14 protein-coding genes and 1 riboswitch are annotated in these 15,391 nt (G+C 59.6%); of the genes, 4 read left to right on the top strand and 10 right to left on the bottom strand.

Annotation, left to right across the window (positions count from 1 at the left end; all coding sequences use genetic code 11):
• Window positions 1–6: 6 nt before the first annotated feature.
• From ntrB to ACJ8PI_RS07870, 9 genes are all read right to left on the bottom strand, one after another.
• Window positions 7–927 (bottom strand): nitrate ABC transporter permease, encoded by a 921-nt coding sequence (ntrB, locus tag ACJ8PI_RS07910; protein ID WP_442528101.1) that lies wholly within the window; start codon window positions 925–927, stop codon window positions 7–9.
• Between the two features lie 12 nt (window positions 928–939).
• On the bottom strand, window positions 940–2,202 hold the full coding sequence (locus tag ACJ8PI_RS07905) for a CmpA/NrtA family ABC transporter substrate-binding protein (RefSeq protein ID WP_164134230.1): 1,263 nt from the start codon (window positions 2,200–2,202) through the stop codon (window positions 940–942).
• A 268-nt stretch (window positions 2,203–2,470) separates the two neighbouring features.
• Window positions 2,471–3,700 carry a nitrate regulatory protein gene (locus ACJ8PI_RS07900; protein ID WP_164134231.1) on the bottom strand — a complete coding sequence of 410 codons (1,230 nt, stop codon included), beginning with the start codon at window positions 3,698–3,700 and terminating at the stop codon, window positions 2,471–2,473.
• 85 nt (window positions 3,701–3,785) lie between these two features.
• A complete protein-coding gene (locus ACJ8PI_RS07895; RefSeq protein ID WP_164134232.1) occupies window positions 3,786–5,321 on the bottom strand; it encodes a phospholipase D family protein in 1,536 nt (511 codons plus the stop codon).
• 86 nt (window positions 5,322–5,407) lie between these two features.
• Complete coding sequence (locus ACJ8PI_RS07890) at window positions 5,408–6,199, bottom strand: AraC family transcriptional regulator (RefSeq protein WP_060420732.1); 792 nt, start codon at window positions 6,197–6,199, stop codon at window positions 5,408–5,410.
• 350 nt (window positions 6,200–6,549) lie between these two features.
• Window positions 6,550–6,867, bottom strand: a complete 318-nt coding sequence (locus ACJ8PI_RS07885) for a cupin domain-containing protein (protein WP_015377878.1) — start codon at window positions 6,865–6,867, stop codon at window positions 6,550–6,552.
• A 341-nt stretch (window positions 6,868–7,208) separates the two neighbouring features.
• Window positions 7,209–7,616: a DUF2000 domain-containing protein gene (locus ACJ8PI_RS07880; protein WP_033634544.1), complete on the bottom strand. Its 408-nt coding sequence runs from the start codon at window positions 7,614–7,616 to the stop codon at window positions 7,209–7,211.
• Window positions 7,617–7,668: 52 nt separating this feature from the next.
• Window positions 7,669–8,517, bottom strand: coding sequence for an AraC family transcriptional regulator (locus ACJ8PI_RS07875; protein ID WP_033648316.1), 849 nt, complete (start codon window positions 8,515–8,517; stop codon window positions 7,669–7,671).
• Window positions 8,518–8,588: 71 nt separating this feature from the next.
• The gene (locus ACJ8PI_RS07870) at window positions 8,589–10,469 is read right to left on the bottom strand and encodes a diguanylate cyclase domain-containing protein (RefSeq protein ID WP_164134233.1); all 1,881 of its coding nucleotides are present in this window, start codon (window positions 10,467–10,469) and stop codon (window positions 8,589–8,591) included.
• Between the two features lie 180 nt (window positions 10,470–10,649).
• Window positions 10,650–10,725, top strand: a riboswitch (Fluoride riboswitch).
• 40 nt (window positions 10,726–10,765) lie between these two features.
• Between ACJ8PI_RS07870 and ACJ8PI_RS07865 the strand changes: the two genes are divergently transcribed.
• The 3 genes from ACJ8PI_RS07865 to eno are packed head-to-tail and all read left to right on the top strand — an operon-like array spanning window position 10,766 to window position 13,463.
• A complete protein-coding gene (locus tag ACJ8PI_RS07865; protein WP_089187188.1) occupies window positions 10,766–11,731 on the top strand; it encodes a DHHA2 domain-containing protein in 966 nt (321 codons plus the stop codon).
• Window positions 11,732–11,734: 3 nt separating this feature from the next.
• Window positions 11,735–12,163, top strand: a complete 429-nt coding sequence (locus tag ACJ8PI_RS07860; RefSeq protein ID WP_033648314.1) for a universal stress protein — start codon at window positions 11,735–11,737, stop codon at window positions 12,161–12,163.
• 16 nt (window positions 12,164–12,179) lie between these two features.
• Window positions 12,180–13,463 carry a phosphopyruvate hydratase gene (gene eno, locus ACJ8PI_RS07855; protein WP_060436315.1) on the top strand — a complete coding sequence of 428 codons (1,284 nt, stop codon included), beginning with the start codon at window positions 12,180–12,182 and terminating at the stop codon, window positions 13,461–13,463.
• On the opposite strand, the gene ACJ8PI_RS07850 is transcribed toward eno, so the two are convergent.
• Complete coding sequence (locus tag ACJ8PI_RS07850) at window positions 13,450–13,872, bottom strand: MerR family transcriptional regulator (RefSeq protein ID WP_049196976.1); 423 nt, start codon at window positions 13,870–13,872, stop codon at window positions 13,450–13,452. The genes eno and ACJ8PI_RS07850 overlap by 14 nt on opposite strands.
• Window positions 13,873–13,943: 71 nt before the next feature.
• Here ACJ8PI_RS07850 and ACJ8PI_RS07845 point away from each other — a divergent pair, with 71 nt between their 5' ends.
• Window positions 13,944–15,164: an NADH:flavin oxidoreductase/NADH oxidase family protein gene (locus tag ACJ8PI_RS07845; RefSeq protein WP_164134234.1), complete on the top strand. Its 1,221-nt coding sequence runs from the start codon at window positions 13,944–13,946 to the stop codon at window positions 15,162–15,164.
• The last annotated feature ends 227 nt before the right edge of the window (window positions 15,165–15,391 follow it).

Below are 15,391 nucleotides of genomic sequence, written 5' to 3'. Positions count from 1 at the left end.
GGGCTCCTAGTGATTGTCGTAACTTAAGCGACGGGCAACGGCCATCAGCCCCTGCTCCAGTAACATCCCCACGGCACCAATCAGCAGAATGGCGACGATAATGTTTTCCACGTTGAGGTTGTTCCATTCGTTCCAGATCCAAAAACCGATGCCCACGCCGCCGGTCAGCATTTCAGCCGCAACAATCACCAGCCAGGCGATACCGATGGACAACCGCATCCCGGTCAGAATGTACGGCAGCACGGCAGGAAACAGGATCTTGCGCATTACGGTGAATTCGCTGAGTTTCAGCACCCGCGCAACGTTGAGATAGTCCTGCGGAATGCGCATCACCCCTTCTGCGGTATTGCGGATCATCGGCCAGATAGAACAGATGAAAATGGTCCAGGACGAGGCGGGCTCCGCGCGCTGGAACAACAGCAATCCAATCGGCAACCACGCCAGCGGGCTGACCGGGCGCAGCAGCGAGATAATGGCGTTGAACATGCTGGCGATGAAGCTGAAGCGGCCAATCAGAAACCCGGCCGGGATGCCGACCAGCGCGGCAAGCCCGAAACCAATCGCAACTCGCTGTAGCGAGGCCAGGACATTCCAGCCAATGCCCATATCGTTTGGCCCGTTGATATAGAACGGATCGGCAAAAATCACCTTCGCCGCCTCCCAGGTCTGAGCGGGCGTCGGGAAGCCTTTACTGCTACTGGCGGCGATTTGCCACAGGAGCAGCAGCACGACGGCCCCGAGAATGGCGGGGATCATTTTCTGCATGAAGCGGCGAATGCTCGCGCGAAGCCGGACAATAAAGGTATCCGTTCTGGCTACCGGGGCGGCTCTCTCGATCGTGATCACTTCTGCGCTGGCGGGCGATTCAACGCTGACCGCGGCAGGCTCCGTCAACGTGACGACATTGGTTTTCAAATTTACGGACATCTGTGGCCTCACTTAGCGTTTCATTGCAAAACTGTTGGCGTAGTCAGCAGGGTTGCTGCCGTCCCAGACTTTGCCGTCAATCAACGTGCTGCTTCGCATGTCGCTGGATGGCAAATTGATCCCGCCAACCGCGGCGGCAGCTTGTTTGTAGACGTCAATGCGGTTAATTTTTTGGGCGATACCGAGGTAGTCAGGATCGCTGTCCAGCAATCCCCAGCGCTTCTGCTGAGTCAGGAACCACATGCCATCGGAGAGATACGGATAATTGACCGCGCCATCGTTGAAGAAGCGCATGCGGTGGGCATCTTTCCACGTTTTCCCCAGCCCATTTTCGTAGTCGCCGAGCATCCGCCCCTGAATCGTCTTGAGTGGCGTGTTGATGTACGCCCGCGCCGCAACGACCTGAGCGGTTTCACTACGATTGGCATCAGAGGTGTCTATCCAGCGGGAGGCATCCAGCACCGCGGCGGTCAGCGCGCGAGCCGCATTCGGGTTTTCAGTCACCCAGGCAGAGGTTGTGCCGAGCACTTTTTCCGGATGATCCGGCCAGATTTCCTGTGAGGTGACAGCAGTGAAACCAATGCCGTCCTGAATCGCGCGCTGGTTCCAGGGTTCCCCCACGCAAAAACCGCTCATATTGCCGATTTTCATGTTCATGACCATTTGCGGCGGAGGCACCACGACATTGCGCACGTCGTTAAAGGGATGGATACCGGCGTTTGCCAGCCAGTAGTAAAGCCACATCGCGTGCGTGCCGGTCGGGAACGTCTGCGCAAAGCTATAGGTCCCCTTCGCACTGGCCTGGACCACTTTTTGTAGCGATGCAGCATCCGTCACGCCCGCCTGCTTTAACTGCTCAGAGAGCGTAATGGCCTGCCCGTTCTGGTTGAGAGACATCAGCATCGCCATCTCATGCTGCGGGCCGGACACGCCAAGCTGCAGGCCATAGAGCATCCCATACAGAACATGCGCCGCATCCAACTCGCCAGACACCAGTTTGTCGCGTACTGACGCCCAGCTCGACTCCTTGCTCGGGATGATTTTAATGCCGTACTTCTCATCAAATTTCTTTACCGCCGCCATCACCACTGAGGAGCAGTCGGTCAGGGGAATGAACCCGACGCGAATCTCTTTCTTCTCTGGCGTGTCGGAACCGGCAGCCCAGACCCGGTTCATGAATCCTGACATCAACATGCTGCCGCCGAGCACCGCACTCCCCGCAAGAAAGCAGCGGCGGGAGAGTTGTCCCGGAGTCTTTTTGTCGTCTTGTGTCATCAGGGCTTTCCGTTAGGTTGAAAAATGGAAAAAAAAAAGCGTCCAGTTAGCGCTCAGTTCCCTGAACGCTAACGGACGCCTTTATCCGTAATGCTGACTAAACCGCCATTGGTTTAGTGCTGTTGCTATTAAAAAGAATGCAGCTTGTGTGCCAACCTGCGGTATCAAAAAAAATCAGAGGGTTAGCCTTATTCTGTCGCTTTGACGCCCTTTCTGGTGCACCGGAACTGCACATCCTGCACAGCGTAATTGCACACAGAAGGTGCAGTTATTGGCCCGGTTTGTGCCCGTTTTTGCCTAACAGCGCAGACACGGCAAGCATCGCGTCAGCAATTTCCGAAAGTTTCTTATTCTGATTCATTGCCATCTCAAGCAGTGCCTTATGCGCCTGGGGTTCCGTTAAGCCCTGATGCTGCATCAGCAGGCCCTTTGCCCGCTCAACCAGCTTGCGCTCGGTCAGCGTGACGCGAAGTTGAGAAAGTTCGGCATCGAGCGCCTGCAGCTGGCGGGACTGCTGTTCAACAAGCTCAAGAACCGAACGACTAAGCTGCGGCGAGAGTAGCGCGGCGTAATGGCTTTCAGACTGTGGGATTTGGTCAATATTCTGCTGCTGAAGCGCAAGGGCGGCCTGTGCTTCACGGATACGCTGGCGGCAGGAGGCCATCAGAGCAGCTTGCAGCTCATCCTCCACCACTTTCATTCCATCGATTCGCGCCGTCGCAACGTCAAACCAGCGTAATGCGGTATCCGTCGTCTCACCGCCAGGCCTGACGCGCGTGCAGGCAATTCGCCTGAAACGTTCAAATTCACTGCAGTCCTGGTTCATCTGCTGCCGCCACATTGCCAGACAGCGGGGAGCCGCGAATTCCATGAAGGTCTGAAAGCAGCGCTCCTGGCTCTCGATTAAGCCTGTGAATTGCTGTTGCGCGATGACATCAAAATGCCCTGCCGCAAAACCGGCGGCGGCCGTGGCCCGCTCCTGTGCGGCCAGCTCTTTTCCCTGCATAAAACTGAACATCGCCAGCAATGCCCGTGAAATTGACGGATCGCCGGAGATATCCGCCGTTTCGAAGACCAGTGACAAATGCGAGCGAATCACCTCGTTGTAGGCATTCATGGCATCAGGCTGACTGATAGACAGTCCAAGAACCTGCTGACGCAGTTGCGGTAACGTACTGAGGCTATGCAACACCGAGGCAATGCGGCTGAGTAATCGCGGTGCATTCGCCAGGTTGGGGCCGGTAAGATCCTGAGACGCAAGCCACTGACTGACGGCCTCCTCTGCCTTCCGGACCTCCAGTGCCCGCTCACTCAGTTGCTTTCCCCAGGTGTTCCCATGAGAACATAAGAAGATGTTCGAGGTGCCTCGTTCCCGTTGCAGTGCGTGGATCATCAGGCTGACCGCACCAACCAGTTCACCCAGCTGCAACAGCTGTTGCAAACCCGCGATTTCGCTTTTTTTCGACGCCTGTACAAAGCTCAGAGCAGAAAGGGCCATGGAGTAACCTGCTGATAAGAGGAGACTCCTGGATAAAGCAAGAAACGTGCCTGAGACAGGGGCACTTTTCCCTACCGCCGCGCCGTTACAGCATCCATTCGATCGGCAGCCAGCCGGCCACGATGAGAACGATGCGTTTTACCCAGCCGGCGCCGGGCTCTTGCTGATGTATCTCGGTGTGGCCGTCTTCGAAGGCTTCGTTCCAGACCATTTTGCCCGCGGGCGTCAGCGCCGGGCGGTAGGCGGCGTATTCGAGCGGGCCATCAAACAGCTGGCGGGTGTCGGCCGCCAGCGTCGGGCTGTCGATCAAGAAGCCCATTTCGCAGTTCAGGTGCGCCGATCGCGGATCGAAATTGAACGAGCCGATAAATACCCGTTTATCGTCGATGGCGAAGGTTTTCGCGTGCAGCGCCGCACCGGACAGCCCCAGCGGTTTGAGTTCCTGCCGCCCCGTCGGCTGGCCGGCGCGCAGCTTCAGCTCAAACAGCTCCACGCCCGCCTGCAGCAGTTCACGCCGGTATTTGGCGTAGCCGGCATGCACCACCAGCACGTCGGTGGTGTTCATCGCGTTGGTCAGCACGCGAATGGATTTTCCCTGTTTGGCGAGCGATTCAAAAAAGCTCGCCCCTTCCCGGCCCGGCACGAAATAGGCGGAGACCAGATCCAATTGCCGGCCGACGCCGCCGATAATCTTGCTCAGCTGCGTCACCATCAAACGATCGCGCGAAGCCTTGCCCAGCCCTTTCGCCGGATCGTCGGCCACCAGCTCTACCTGGGTGAATTCCGGCTGGACGACGCCATCGCGAAAGCGCACCGCGCTGGTTTCCAGCTGCACCGCCAGTTTGCGGGCCCGTTCGCTGCTTTCGGTCGCGGTGGCCTGCGCCAGGAAGGCGGAAAGGTCGCCTTTGCCCCGGATAATCTGCTCAACGCCAAACACCGACGCGCTGTTCCAGTAGCGATCGAAGACCTCGGCGGTCTCCGCCACCACGTTGCCGACGCTCAGCACGTCGAGATCGAGGAAATAGTTTTCGTCGCCGACCTGGAAATACTCGTCGCCGATATTGCGGCCGCCGATGATCGCCACGGCGCCGTCGACGATGTAAGACTTGTTATGCATGCGCCGGTTCATGCGCATAAAGTCAAAGGCGTAGCCGGCCAGCTTCGGCGTGCGCACGGTTGACGGGTTAAACAGGCGGATCTCGACGTTTTCCTGGGCGTTCAGCGCCGCCAGGGTCTCGTCCATGGCGACGCCGTTATCGTCCAGCAACAGCCGCACGCGCACGCCGCGTTGAGCCGCGTCATACAGGGTTTTCAGCAGGATCTGCCCGGAGGTGTCGTTATGCCAGATGTAGTACTGGGCGTCGATCGACCTTTCCGCCATCCGCGCCAGCGCCAGGCGGCTGGCGAACGCATCGTGCCCGCTGGCCAGCGGCACCACGCCGCTCAGGCCCGGATGCGCCGCTATTAGTTCGGCGGCGCGCGCCGGCAGCTGGGCGGCAGGATCCACCGGCAATGCCGCCTGCGGCAGACGCTGGGAGATATTCGGCAAACGAAAGATGACTCTGGCCGCAATAATGGCGATCGTCACGGCGAGAATCAGATACACGACAATTTTTATCACGGGAAGCGGCCTCGGAGGTTGACTGCTTTGCTTTATACGTCATTAGGTTGCTTCAATCTATAGGAGAAGCGCGCTATGCCATAAGGCTATAGCGTAAAGCGCGAAGGCGAAACACCAAACAGTTTTTTGAACGCCACCGAATAGGCGCTGTGGCTCTCGTAACCGCTTTCGAAGGCGGCGTGGATGATCGAGTTGCCGGCCAGCAGCAACGGAATGGACGACAGCAGCCGCAGGCGCTGTTTCCACTGGCCGAAGGTGATGCCGGTTTGTTGGCTGAAATGGCGTTGAAAAGTCTTTGCGCTGATCGACAGTGAATCGGCCCAGGCTTCAATGCCGCGATCGTCGGCCGGCGTGATGACCAACTGCCGGCAAATTTCGGCCATTCTCGCCTCTGCCGGCCAAGGCAGGTGCAGCGCCAGCTGCGGCTGCAGGCTCAACTCCTCAAGGAACAACGCTCTGAGCAGCGCATTGCGTTGGGTCTCCGCCCCTTCGGGCGCCAGCGTCGCCAGCTGAGCGATCAGCTCTCGCAACAGCGGTGAGACCTGCAAGACGCCGTCGCGCAGCGGCAAACGCGCGGCGGTGATTTCATCGACCAAAATCCCGTAAACGCAGATGTTGCTCTGCATGACGATCTGATGCTCTACCCCCGGCCGCAGCCAGACTGCGGTGGTGGGCGGCACGATCCAGCGCCCGCTGCTCGCCTCGACCGCCATAACGCCCTGCTGCGAATAGAGCAAATGGCAGCGCCTATGCGAGTGGTAAGGAATGACGAAGCCCGCCGGATAGTGTTTCACCAGCCCCGTCACCTCGAACGAGGAGTTTTCGTGGCTGCTGAGGTCGATGCGTTTCGTTTCGGCGTTGTCGACTTCGAATCCCATGGCCTTTGTCCCTTTTGATAACGCGAATGTCTTTTATTTGATAGAGAGGCCGCATGATCCTCCATATAGTGACGCTGTCGCAAGCCACACCAGGGGCCTTATGCGAAGAAACTCACTATTTACACCAAAATTTCATCGTTCTGCGTAAAACGCAGGCGTTGCGCATGCGCTGCGCAATGGCGGCTCGTTGCGGGGGCGACGTGGCCGAAAGTGATGGATAGGGAAAGCGCGGTGGCATAATCAGGAGGTATACGCATCAATCAGCAGGCAGCTCAGCCCGGGGGGGCGGCTTAATGCTGAAGGGATAGGGAGAGCGCCTAGGCTCTCCTCCATCCAGAGTTGTTATTTCATCAACGGGCCAGCTCGGCACCGTCCAGCTCGGAAATCGCCAGACAAATCACTTCCGTAATGGCCTGTACCGTATAGGCGGTATTGGCAGGAATGATTAACATCTCATGGGGTTGCAACGTCTGATCGTCAACCTTCAGTTCACCGCTCAGCACCATCAGTTTCACCCAGCCCGGATGAAAACGCGCCGGTTGCCGGCTGCCCGCATCCAGCTTCAGCAACGCCGTATGGCCAGGCGTTTCCCGTTTCAAAATATGAAAGTGTACCCCATCGTAAGGCATGTTTTCGTAATGCAGTGACGCCAGTGTTCTCTTATGCATGGTAAGTGTCCTCGTGACCTGTGAGTAGCTGCTCCGCCTTCGGTCGCCGTAAAAACGATTGGCGGCTGTCCCTACCGAAAGCACAGGCTCGCAGCCTCTTGGCGAACGGATTAACTGTCGTACTTGCAGCGGCCCGACCGACCGCCGTTTCATGCCTAACCTGCCTCAGGCATGCTACTAAATATATAAGAGCCTCGCCGACGGCGCAAAAAACCGCGGTTCTTATCATTTAATGATGCCCGAACCTCATTCAAGTGTTGCCGCCAAAGCCACCATGCCGCCATTCAGACGGCATGGGGCTGGCCCCCTGCTTTCGCCGCCGGGCGGCGCACTTTCCAGCCCTAGCCGTGGAGCGCCAGGCCTTTTATCGCCTTATCCACCGCTTTCTTCGGCCCGCGCAGCGCCAGGCCGACCAAATCCAGATTGTCCGCGTCTTCAGCGAGAAAAACCTGGCGGTTGGCTTCATCGTGCCCGGTCGCGAACATGGCGTGCACATAGGGGATCAGCGTTAATTCCCGCTCCAATCCTTTGCGATGCACATTTTGCAGGCCCGGCAGATCCGCGGCGAAAATCAGCATCGGCTGCCCGGAAATGGCGCCGTAGCGTCTGCCCTGCGCATCCACGTAACGCTCGCCGATGATTTCCGGAGCCGCGGCGGCGATGCCCGTCGCCAGAAAGGCCACCACGTTCAGCCGCTGCCAGGTCGGCAGATCGTCACGCACGATAAACGCTATCTTGGTATCAAACATATTTCGCTCTACTCCGTTGTGCTGTTAAACGCGCATCATCGGAGATGGCATGTCAACGGTATAGAACGTTTGTGCACTGGCGTTGATAGGCCGCCGGCGATAATCGGTAGGCGCGCTGGAACCAGCGGCCCAAATGGCTCTGATCGGCAAAACCCACCTGCATGGCGACCTGCGCCGGTTCTTCCCCCTGCGCCAACAGCAAGCGTGCGGCCCGCAGCCTCAACCGAACCAAATAAGCGTGCGGCGACTGGCCGAAAGCCCGGGTGAACTGGCGGGTCAGGCGGAAACGGTCCAGGCCGCACTGAAGAGCAAGTTCATCCAGGCTGGGGTTATCCGCCATGTGCTCGTGCAAATAGTCCCTCAAGCGATTCATCTCAATTAAAGCGTCATCGCTTTGGGAAGTTGGCCGAACGCGAATATGCCGTGCCAAAAGCGTCAGCAGTTGATCCAGGCTTTGATCGCGCGCCAGCCGGCCTTCCCCCTGATGCAACGCAAAAAACGCCTGGTGGATCGCGGTCGCCAGCATCGGATCGTCGGTCAACGTGCTGTGGAAGGCGCCTTCCAGCACCGAAGCGTCCCCCAATCCGCGGCGGCTCATCGCGTCGGAGACCCAGCGCTGCGGCAGATAAAGCATCGCATAGGTAAACCCCTCGGCCTGCGGCGCATGGCCATCGTGCACCGCGCCCGGCTCGATCAGCATGGCGCGCCCCGGCCGGCTGGTATGCAGCGAGCGGTGGCAATGGAAACGCTGCAAGCCCTGCTGCGTGACGCCCACCAGCATTTCATCATGATCGTGAGGATCGTAGGCATGCCCCTGAAAGTGAGCGTTGACGCTCTCAATACCGGTTTCGTCATCGCGTCGCAATTCGAGCCAGTCTTTATGTTGATGATTTGACGCCATGCAATCAGTCCGGAGTTCTGCTCACAGGAAAAGAAAAAACAGCTTACCCTGACACCGCCGCGGTTGCACGCTCACAGCTCGCAGATGGCGTAAGTGCCCTTTCCGGCCGATTTCGCCTGATACATCGCGCCGTCGGCGCGGGTCAGCAGCATCTCCTCCGTCACATCGCCGCGTGGGGAAATGGCCGCGCCGATGCTGGCGGAAAGCCGTACCTTCTGCGGCCCGATCTGCGTAATTGTGGCCAGTTGCGCCAACACGTTTTCGCAAAACTCGCTGACCTCGCGCCGCGGATCCGTCAACGGCCACAGGATCACCGTGAACTCGTCACCGGCCAGACGCGAGACGCTGTGGCGCTCGCCGGCGCAAGCGCTGAGCAACGTGGCGAAGGTTTTCAGGATCGCGTCGCCGAAATCATGGCCATAGCTGTCGTTAAGGGTTTTGAAGCCGTCGAGATCGATAAACAGCAGCGCCATCTGCCGCTGATGGCAACAGGCCTGCAGCGTGCCCGACAACCGGCGCAGAAACGCGCGGCGGTTGGTCAATCCGGTCAGCATGTCGTGGGTCGCGTCATATTCCAGCCGCTGCTGCAGCCGCTTCAGTTCGGTGATGTCCATGGCGAGAATGTAAAAGCCCTGCGCTTCGCACGGCACCAGCGTGGTGTGGATCATCAGCAGCCCCTGCCGGGTCTGCAGCTCATTCTCAAAACTCACCATTTCGCCCGCGAGGGCCCGTTCGATCATCGGTTTTGCTATCCGATAAACGCTTTCCCCCATGAAATCGCGCACCGTCATCCCCCTGAGGCTGGACTCCTCCAGACCGAACCAGGTTTTGTAGGCGCTGTTGGCGAACAGGTAGCGTTCATTGCCGTCGATCTGGCTGATTAAGGCCGGCATGTTGTCGGTAATGGCGCGCAGACGCTCCTTCTCCGCACTGAGCTGATATTCGGCGAGCACGCGGGTTTCAATCTCTTCGTTGAGTTTTTTGACCACCACGTTCAGCTCCCGCGTGCGGGTTTCGACGCGTTCCTCCAGCTCATGCTGCAACGCGAACAGATCGGCCTCGGCCGCCTTGCGCTCGCTGATATCGACGATAACCGAGATGAAATGGTCCGGTTTGCCGTTCGGCAAGCGATTGAGCGCCACCGTCAGCTGCACCCAAACGATCGAGCCGTCGGCGCGGAAATAGCGTTTTTCCATCGAGTAGGTGCTGATTTCATTTTTCAACAGCTGCTGCAGCTTTTCCAGGTCGGTATTGAGATCGAGCGGATAGGTAATGTCCTGGAAGGTGCGATCCATCAGTTCGCGCTCGGAATAGTGCAGCATTTCGCAGATGCGCGGGTTCACCCGCAGCCAATACCCCTGCAGCGAAACCAGCGCCATCCCTACCGCCGCCTGGGCGAAGGTCTGTTCGAACAGGGCCTCCGTGCGCTGCAGGTCGGACTTCAGGTTTTCGGTATAGACGTGGCGCTCAATACTTTGCAGATACTCCTCCACCACGGCGGCGAAATCATGCAGATCGGCCAGTTGTTCCGGGGAAAACGGCTGCGGGTGGCTGTCGATAATGCACAGGGTGCCGAGCGGCAGCCCGTCGAGCGACAGCAGCGGCTGCCCGACGTAGAAACCGATCCTCGGCCCGCCGATCACCAGCGGATTATCGAAAAAGCGCGGGTCGTTGGCGGTATCGGGCACCACCAGCGCTTCGCGTTGCAAGATCGCATGGCCGCAAAACGAGACATTGCGCGGCGTTTCCCGGGCATCCAGACCGTAGCGCGATAAAAACCATTGGCGATCCCGGTCGATCAGCGACACCAGCGCAATGGTCACGCCGAAGTATTTCGCCGCCAGCCGCGTGATGCGATCCAGTTTTTCCACCGAGTTTGAATCCAGCACGTTCAGCGAATTCAATACCGACAGGCGTTCGGCTTCGTTTTCGGGGAAGCAGGGTTCGAGCATGTTGTCTCCCATTGTGTCACCCACGGATCCGGCGCAGCCAGCCGGCGTGAGTCCGTTCGCCCTATCCGTCGGTCAGCGACAAATATCCTTGTCCATCATAGACTCACTCAGTATCAATCCGATTGCGCATTCTCGCCAGCTTTGCCGGACGTTGCGTTTACCCCCGCGCTGCGCTACAGTCGTTCACAAGGTGATGGTGTTCCACCTTTCCCAACCGCCGCGTTCACTCGAACCGGATGATGACGCCTGATATACAACTTCGCTTTATTTTTTAGGCAGGTATGTCAGGAGTCGCTATGAATGAAATCTCACGTCTTACCCCTTTTCCGTTCCAGCCCGATGCCGTCGCGCGGGAAATGCCCCTGTACGTTTTCGGCCATAAAAATCCCGACAGCGACAGCATCTGCAGCGCGCTGGTGGTCGCGGACTGGCTCAATCACCTAGGCAAACCGGCCGTGGCTTTCCGCCTAGGCGACCTCACGCCGGAAACCCGCTACATACTGGCTGCCGCCGGCGTACAAGCACCTGCGCTGCTGACAGACGATCTCCGTGACCGCAAAGTCTGGCTGGTCGACTTTACCGATATCGAACAAGGCCCGGCCTCATTGCCCGACAGCGACGTGGTCGGCGTTATCGACCATCACCGGCTGGGCACGTTAGTCACCCGCAACCCGCCCGATGTCTGGGTGCGCGCCGTCGGCTGTTGCGCCACCGTGATCCTGCAGATCCTGACGGCAGAAAGGCCGATGCCACTTAGCGCCGCGCAGGCCACTCTGCTGCTGGGAGCTATCCTGAGCGACACCGTCGCGCTCAGTGCGCCGACCACCACGGAACAGGATCGGCTGGCGGTCACCCGGTTGCGCGCAATCTCTCACATCGACTATGACGCTTTCATCGCCGGGCTGCTGGCCGCCAAAACCGATCTCTCCGGGCAATCCGCCCCGCAGTTGCTGCAGCGCGACGCCAAGAATTACCGCATCCATACCGTTTCGCTGCTGCTGTCGCAGATAGAAGTGCGGGCCATGAGCGACATCGATCCGCTGTTGCCCGCACTGCAACAGGCGCTTGAACAAGCGAAGCAGGAAGCCGGGCTGGAGATGGCTGCACTATTGGTCACCGATATCACCCGCCGCCGCTCCACCCTGTATTTCTCGTCGAACCGGGTGCTCGGCATTCGTCAGGTATCGCTGCCCGATATGACGAGCCGAAAAAAAGAGGTTTTACCGTGGTTAACCCTCCAGATCGCTAACGCAGGGAGATAAGTCATGCCGCTCTATCAACACGCTTTACTGCTGGTACAGGATGAACGCGACGGCCGGCTGCTGTTGCGCCATGCCGAACGCCTCAATCAGCAGATGAATACGCGCATTACCGTGGCGCACATCAGCGCCGACTATGCCGAGCTGGACTACCTCAGCGATGCGCAAACCAAAGATCGCCAGTCCAGCGAGGTGATCGCCGCCAAAGCCATGCTCAGCCGCCTGGTGGAAGACTGCTCAATCCCCCTGGAGGTGCGCGCAATCGTCAGCATCCATCGCTTCAAAGACGTCGAAGCCCTGATTGCCCGTGAAGGCGTCGATCTTTTGTTGCTCGGCCATCAGAACCGTCCGTTTGGCGTCTTTGCCTCCTTCGGTTTCGAATTCATCAACCATTTATCCATCGACGTGCTGATAAAACACGTTCCCACTCCCTAGAACGAGGTGACTACCCATGAGCTATGAGATTGAAAGCGTAACCGCCAGAGAGATCCTGGATTCGCGCGGCAACCCGACCGTCGAAGTCGACATGAGCGCGGCGGGCGTCGTGGCCCGGGCTTCGGTGCCTTCGGGAGCCAGCACCGGGTCGCGCGAGGCGGTGGAGCACCGCGACGGCGATCCGCACCGTTTCGGCGGCAAAGGCGTACTGGAGGCGGTGCACAGCGTCAAAACGGCGATCAATGAGGCGCTACTCGGGGTGGATGTGCGCCAACAGGCGGAGATTGACCGCCGGCTGATCGCGCTGGACGGCAGCGAGAACAAGAGCCGATTGGGGGCCAACGCCCTGCTCGGCGTTTCTCTGGCCGCCGCCCGCCTCGCGGCGCAATTGTCGCAGCTGCCGCTGTATCGTTATCTGGGCGGCATCGGCGCCAACCTGCTGCCGGTGCCCTGCATGAATATCATCAACGGCGGCGTGCACGCCCGGTGGCAAGGGGCGGACTTTCAGGAGTTTATGATAGCTCCCCTGGGCGCGCCGTCGCTGCGCGAGGCCGTGCGCTGGGGTAGTGAAGTTTATCAGGCGCTACGCCAAATCCTGTTGGAAAAAGGCCTGTCGGTCGGCGTCGGTGACGAAGGCGGTTTCGCGCCGGCGGTCGCCTCAAATCGCCAGCCGCTCGAGCTGATCGTGCAGGCGATAGAAAAAGCCGGCTACCGGCCGGGAGAAGATATCGCGATCTGCATGGATCCGGCCTCGAGCGAATTCTACGCAGACGGCAAGTACCGTCTGCGCAGCGAGAACCTCGAGTTGGACGCAGCCCAGATGACGGCCTATTACCAACGGCTGGTGCAGGACTTCCCCATCGTGCTGATTGAAGACGGCTTGGCCGAAGACGATTGGGCCGGCTGGCGTATTCTGAGCGATGCCCTGGGCGACCAGGTGGAGCTGGTCGGCGACGATCTGTTCGTCACCAACGTGAAATACATCCAGCGCGGGATTGATGAACGGTTGGCCAATGCGGCGCTGATCAAGCTGAACCAGATCGGCACGCTGAGCGAAACCTTCGCCGCCGTACAGCTCTGCCAGGCGAACGGCTGGGGCACCTTTATCTCGCACCGCAGCGGTGAAACCGTCGACAGCTTTATCGCCGACATGACGATCGCGATGCGAGCCGGCCATCTGAAAACCGGCGCGCCGAGCCGCGGCGAGCGCATCGAAAAATACAATCAGCTGATGCGCATCGAAGACCAGTTGGGCGCCGCGGCGGTGTATGCCGGGCGTTCCGCCTTTAAACGCCGCTAAGCTTTGCCGGCCGGGCCGGCGATGCGTCGGCCTGTTTTTCGCCCTTGGTTTGGCACAGCCCTGCCACACCGGACGCCAATAAGGTCAGCCGGGTCGTCAGCAAGGTTTCTCGTTGTTCATTCAGCGTGGCCATCATCAGCTCGATCTCCGCCAGCCGTTCATCGACGCCACGTATCAACCCATCCTGATAAGCGCTGCCCTGCAGCGCCAGCACCCGTTGGATCGCCTGCAGCGAAAAACCCAGATTCTGGCCGATTTGGATCAGGTGCAAACGCTCCAGCGCGCTGTCGCCGTACACCCGATAGCCGTTGACGCCGCGCACCGGTTTCGGCAACAACCCCAACTGCTCGTAGTAGCGTATCGCCGAGGCGGCCATGCCGGCGCGCTGCGCCAATTCTCCGATCTTCATGCCCTATTGACCTTAAAGTTAACTTTAAACCTAGTATAGCGCCATTCCCCGTACGACAGGAGCGCAAACCGATGTTTACCCCACTGACACTGCCCAACGGCAGCCGTTTATCCAACCGTCTGGCCAAGGCGGCGATGGAAGAAAATCTGGCCGCCCCGGGCCAATTGCCCGGCCCGGCGCTGTGGCGCTTATACCGCTACTGGGCCGAAGGCGGCGCCGGCTTGATCATCACCGGCAACGTGATGATCGACGGCCGCGCCATGACCGGCCCCGGCGGCGTGGTGCTGGAACAGGACACGCCGCTCGCCCCGTTCGAAACCTGGGCCAAGGCCGCGCGCCAGGGCGGCGCGCAGGTGTGGATGCAGCTTAACCACCCGGGCCGGCAGGTGATGGCGAACATGGGCGGTAACGCGTGGGCGCCCTCCGCCATCCCGCTGGCGATGGGCAAGCACAGCAAGCTGTTCGCCCAGCCGCAGGCGATGGATGCAGCGCAGATTGCCGAGGTGATCGCGCGCTTCGCCGCCAGCGCGCACGCCGCCGAACAGGCCGGTTTTACCGGCGTGGAGATCCACGCGGCGCACGGCTATCTGATTTCCCAGTTTCTCTCGCCGCTGACCAACCAGCGCAACGATCGCTGGGGCGGCGAGTTGGCGAACCGCGCCCGGTTGCTGCTGGAGGTAGTGCGTGCGGTGCGCGAGCGCGTCTCGCCGGAATTTTGCGTGGCGGTCAAACTGAACTCCGCCGATTTCCAGCGCGGCGGTTTTTCATCGGACGATGCCCGCCAGGTGGTGCTGATGTTGAACGAGTTGCCGGTCGATCTGATCGAACTGTCCGGCGGCAGCTACGAAAGCCCGGCGATGCAAGGCGACACGGCGGACGGCCGCACTCTGGCGCGCGAAGCCTATTTTCTGACCTTCGCCCGCGATCTTGCCGCCGTCGCGCGCATGCCGGTGATGACCACCGGCGGCATCGCCCGCCCGTCGGTGGCGCAGCGGGTGCTGGACAGCGGCGTCGCGGTCGTCGGCATCGCTACCGCCATGGCGGAAGTGCCCGATCTGCCGCGGCACTGGCAAACCGGCGCGGCCCCCCATGCGCTGCCTGCCCCGATCACCTGGCGCAGCAAGGTGATGGCGTCGCTCGCCCGCATGGCGTTGGTCAAGCGCCGGATGCGCGCGTTGAGTGACGATCGGCCGCGCAATGTGCGCTACTCGCCGCTGTTCACGCTGGTCGTCGATCACTGGCGTACCCGCCGTATCCTGCAGCGTTACCACGCCTGGTTACGGCAACGTTAATGACCGCGGCGCCGGCAGACACGCCGGCGGCCGCACAAAAATCCCGCTTTTTTGATCGCGCTACGTAAAATCTGCAAGAAATCACCGCTCTGGATACTGCGCTTTTAACGCTCGGCTGCTTATATTCATCACAAATTTTGTGTATATAACCGCTTTAGGACTTAAGGTGGTGAATAGATGAAAATAAGCCGCTATTTTCTATTTATGTTATTAATCGGAAATTCACC

The organism is Serratia sp. CY82433 (assembly GCF_052166535.1).
Taxonomy (GTDB): Bacteria; Pseudomonadota; Gammaproteobacteria; order Enterobacterales; family Enterobacteriaceae; genus Serratia; species Serratia sarumanii.
Note: the sequence above shows the minus strand (reverse complement) of the source record. Positions and strands in the feature narration are given on the sequence as shown.

Excerpts from the sequence above, each read along its gene's own strand:
- ntrB (WP_442528101.1), bottom strand. The coding sequence starts at position 927 with ATGTCCGTAAATTTGAAAACCAATGTCGTCACGTTGACGGAGCCTGCC.
- ACJ8PI_RS07905 (WP_164134230.1), bottom strand. The coding sequence starts at position 2,202 with ATGACACAAGACGACAAAAAGACTCCGGGACAACTCTCCCGCCGCTGC.
- ACJ8PI_RS07900 (WP_164134231.1), bottom strand. The coding sequence starts at position 3,700 with ATGGCCCTTTCTGCTCTGAGCTTTGTACAGGCGTCGAAAAAAAGCGAA.
- ACJ8PI_RS07890 (WP_060420732.1), bottom strand. The coding sequence starts at position 6,199 with ATGGGATTCGAAGTCGACAACGCCGAAACGAAACGCATCGACCTCAGC.
- ACJ8PI_RS07885 (WP_015377878.1), bottom strand. The coding sequence starts at position 6,867 with ATGCATAAGAGAACACTGGCGTCACTGCATTACGAAAACATGCCTTAC.
- ACJ8PI_RS07880 (WP_033634544.1), bottom strand. The coding sequence starts at position 7,616 with ATGTTTGATACCAAGATAGCGTTTATCGTGCGTGACGATCTGCCGACC.
- ACJ8PI_RS07875 (WP_033648316.1), bottom strand. The coding sequence starts at position 8,517 with ATGGCGTCAAATCATCAACATAAAGACTGGCTCGAATTGCGACGCGAT.
- ACJ8PI_RS07870 (WP_164134233.1), bottom strand. The coding sequence starts at position 10,469 with ATGCTCGAACCCTGCTTCCCCGAAAACGAAGCCGAACGCCTGTCGGTA.
- ACJ8PI_RS07865 (WP_089187188.1), top strand. The coding sequence starts at position 10,766 with ATGAATGAAATCTCACGTCTTACCCCTTTTCCGTTCCAGCCCGATGCC.
- ACJ8PI_RS07860 (WP_033648314.1), top strand. The coding sequence starts at position 11,735 with ATGCCGCTCTATCAACACGCTTTACTGCTGGTACAGGATGAACGCGAC.
- eno (WP_060436315.1), top strand. The coding sequence starts at position 12,180 with ATGAGCTATGAGATTGAAAGCGTAACCGCCAGAGAGATCCTGGATTCG.
- ACJ8PI_RS07850 (WP_049196976.1), bottom strand. The coding sequence starts at position 13,872 with ATGAAGATCGGAGAATTGGCGCAGCGCGCCGGCATGGCCGCCTCGGCG.
- ACJ8PI_RS07845 (WP_164134234.1), top strand. The coding sequence starts at position 13,944 with ATGTTTACCCCACTGACACTGCCCAACGGCAGCCGTTTATCCAACCGT.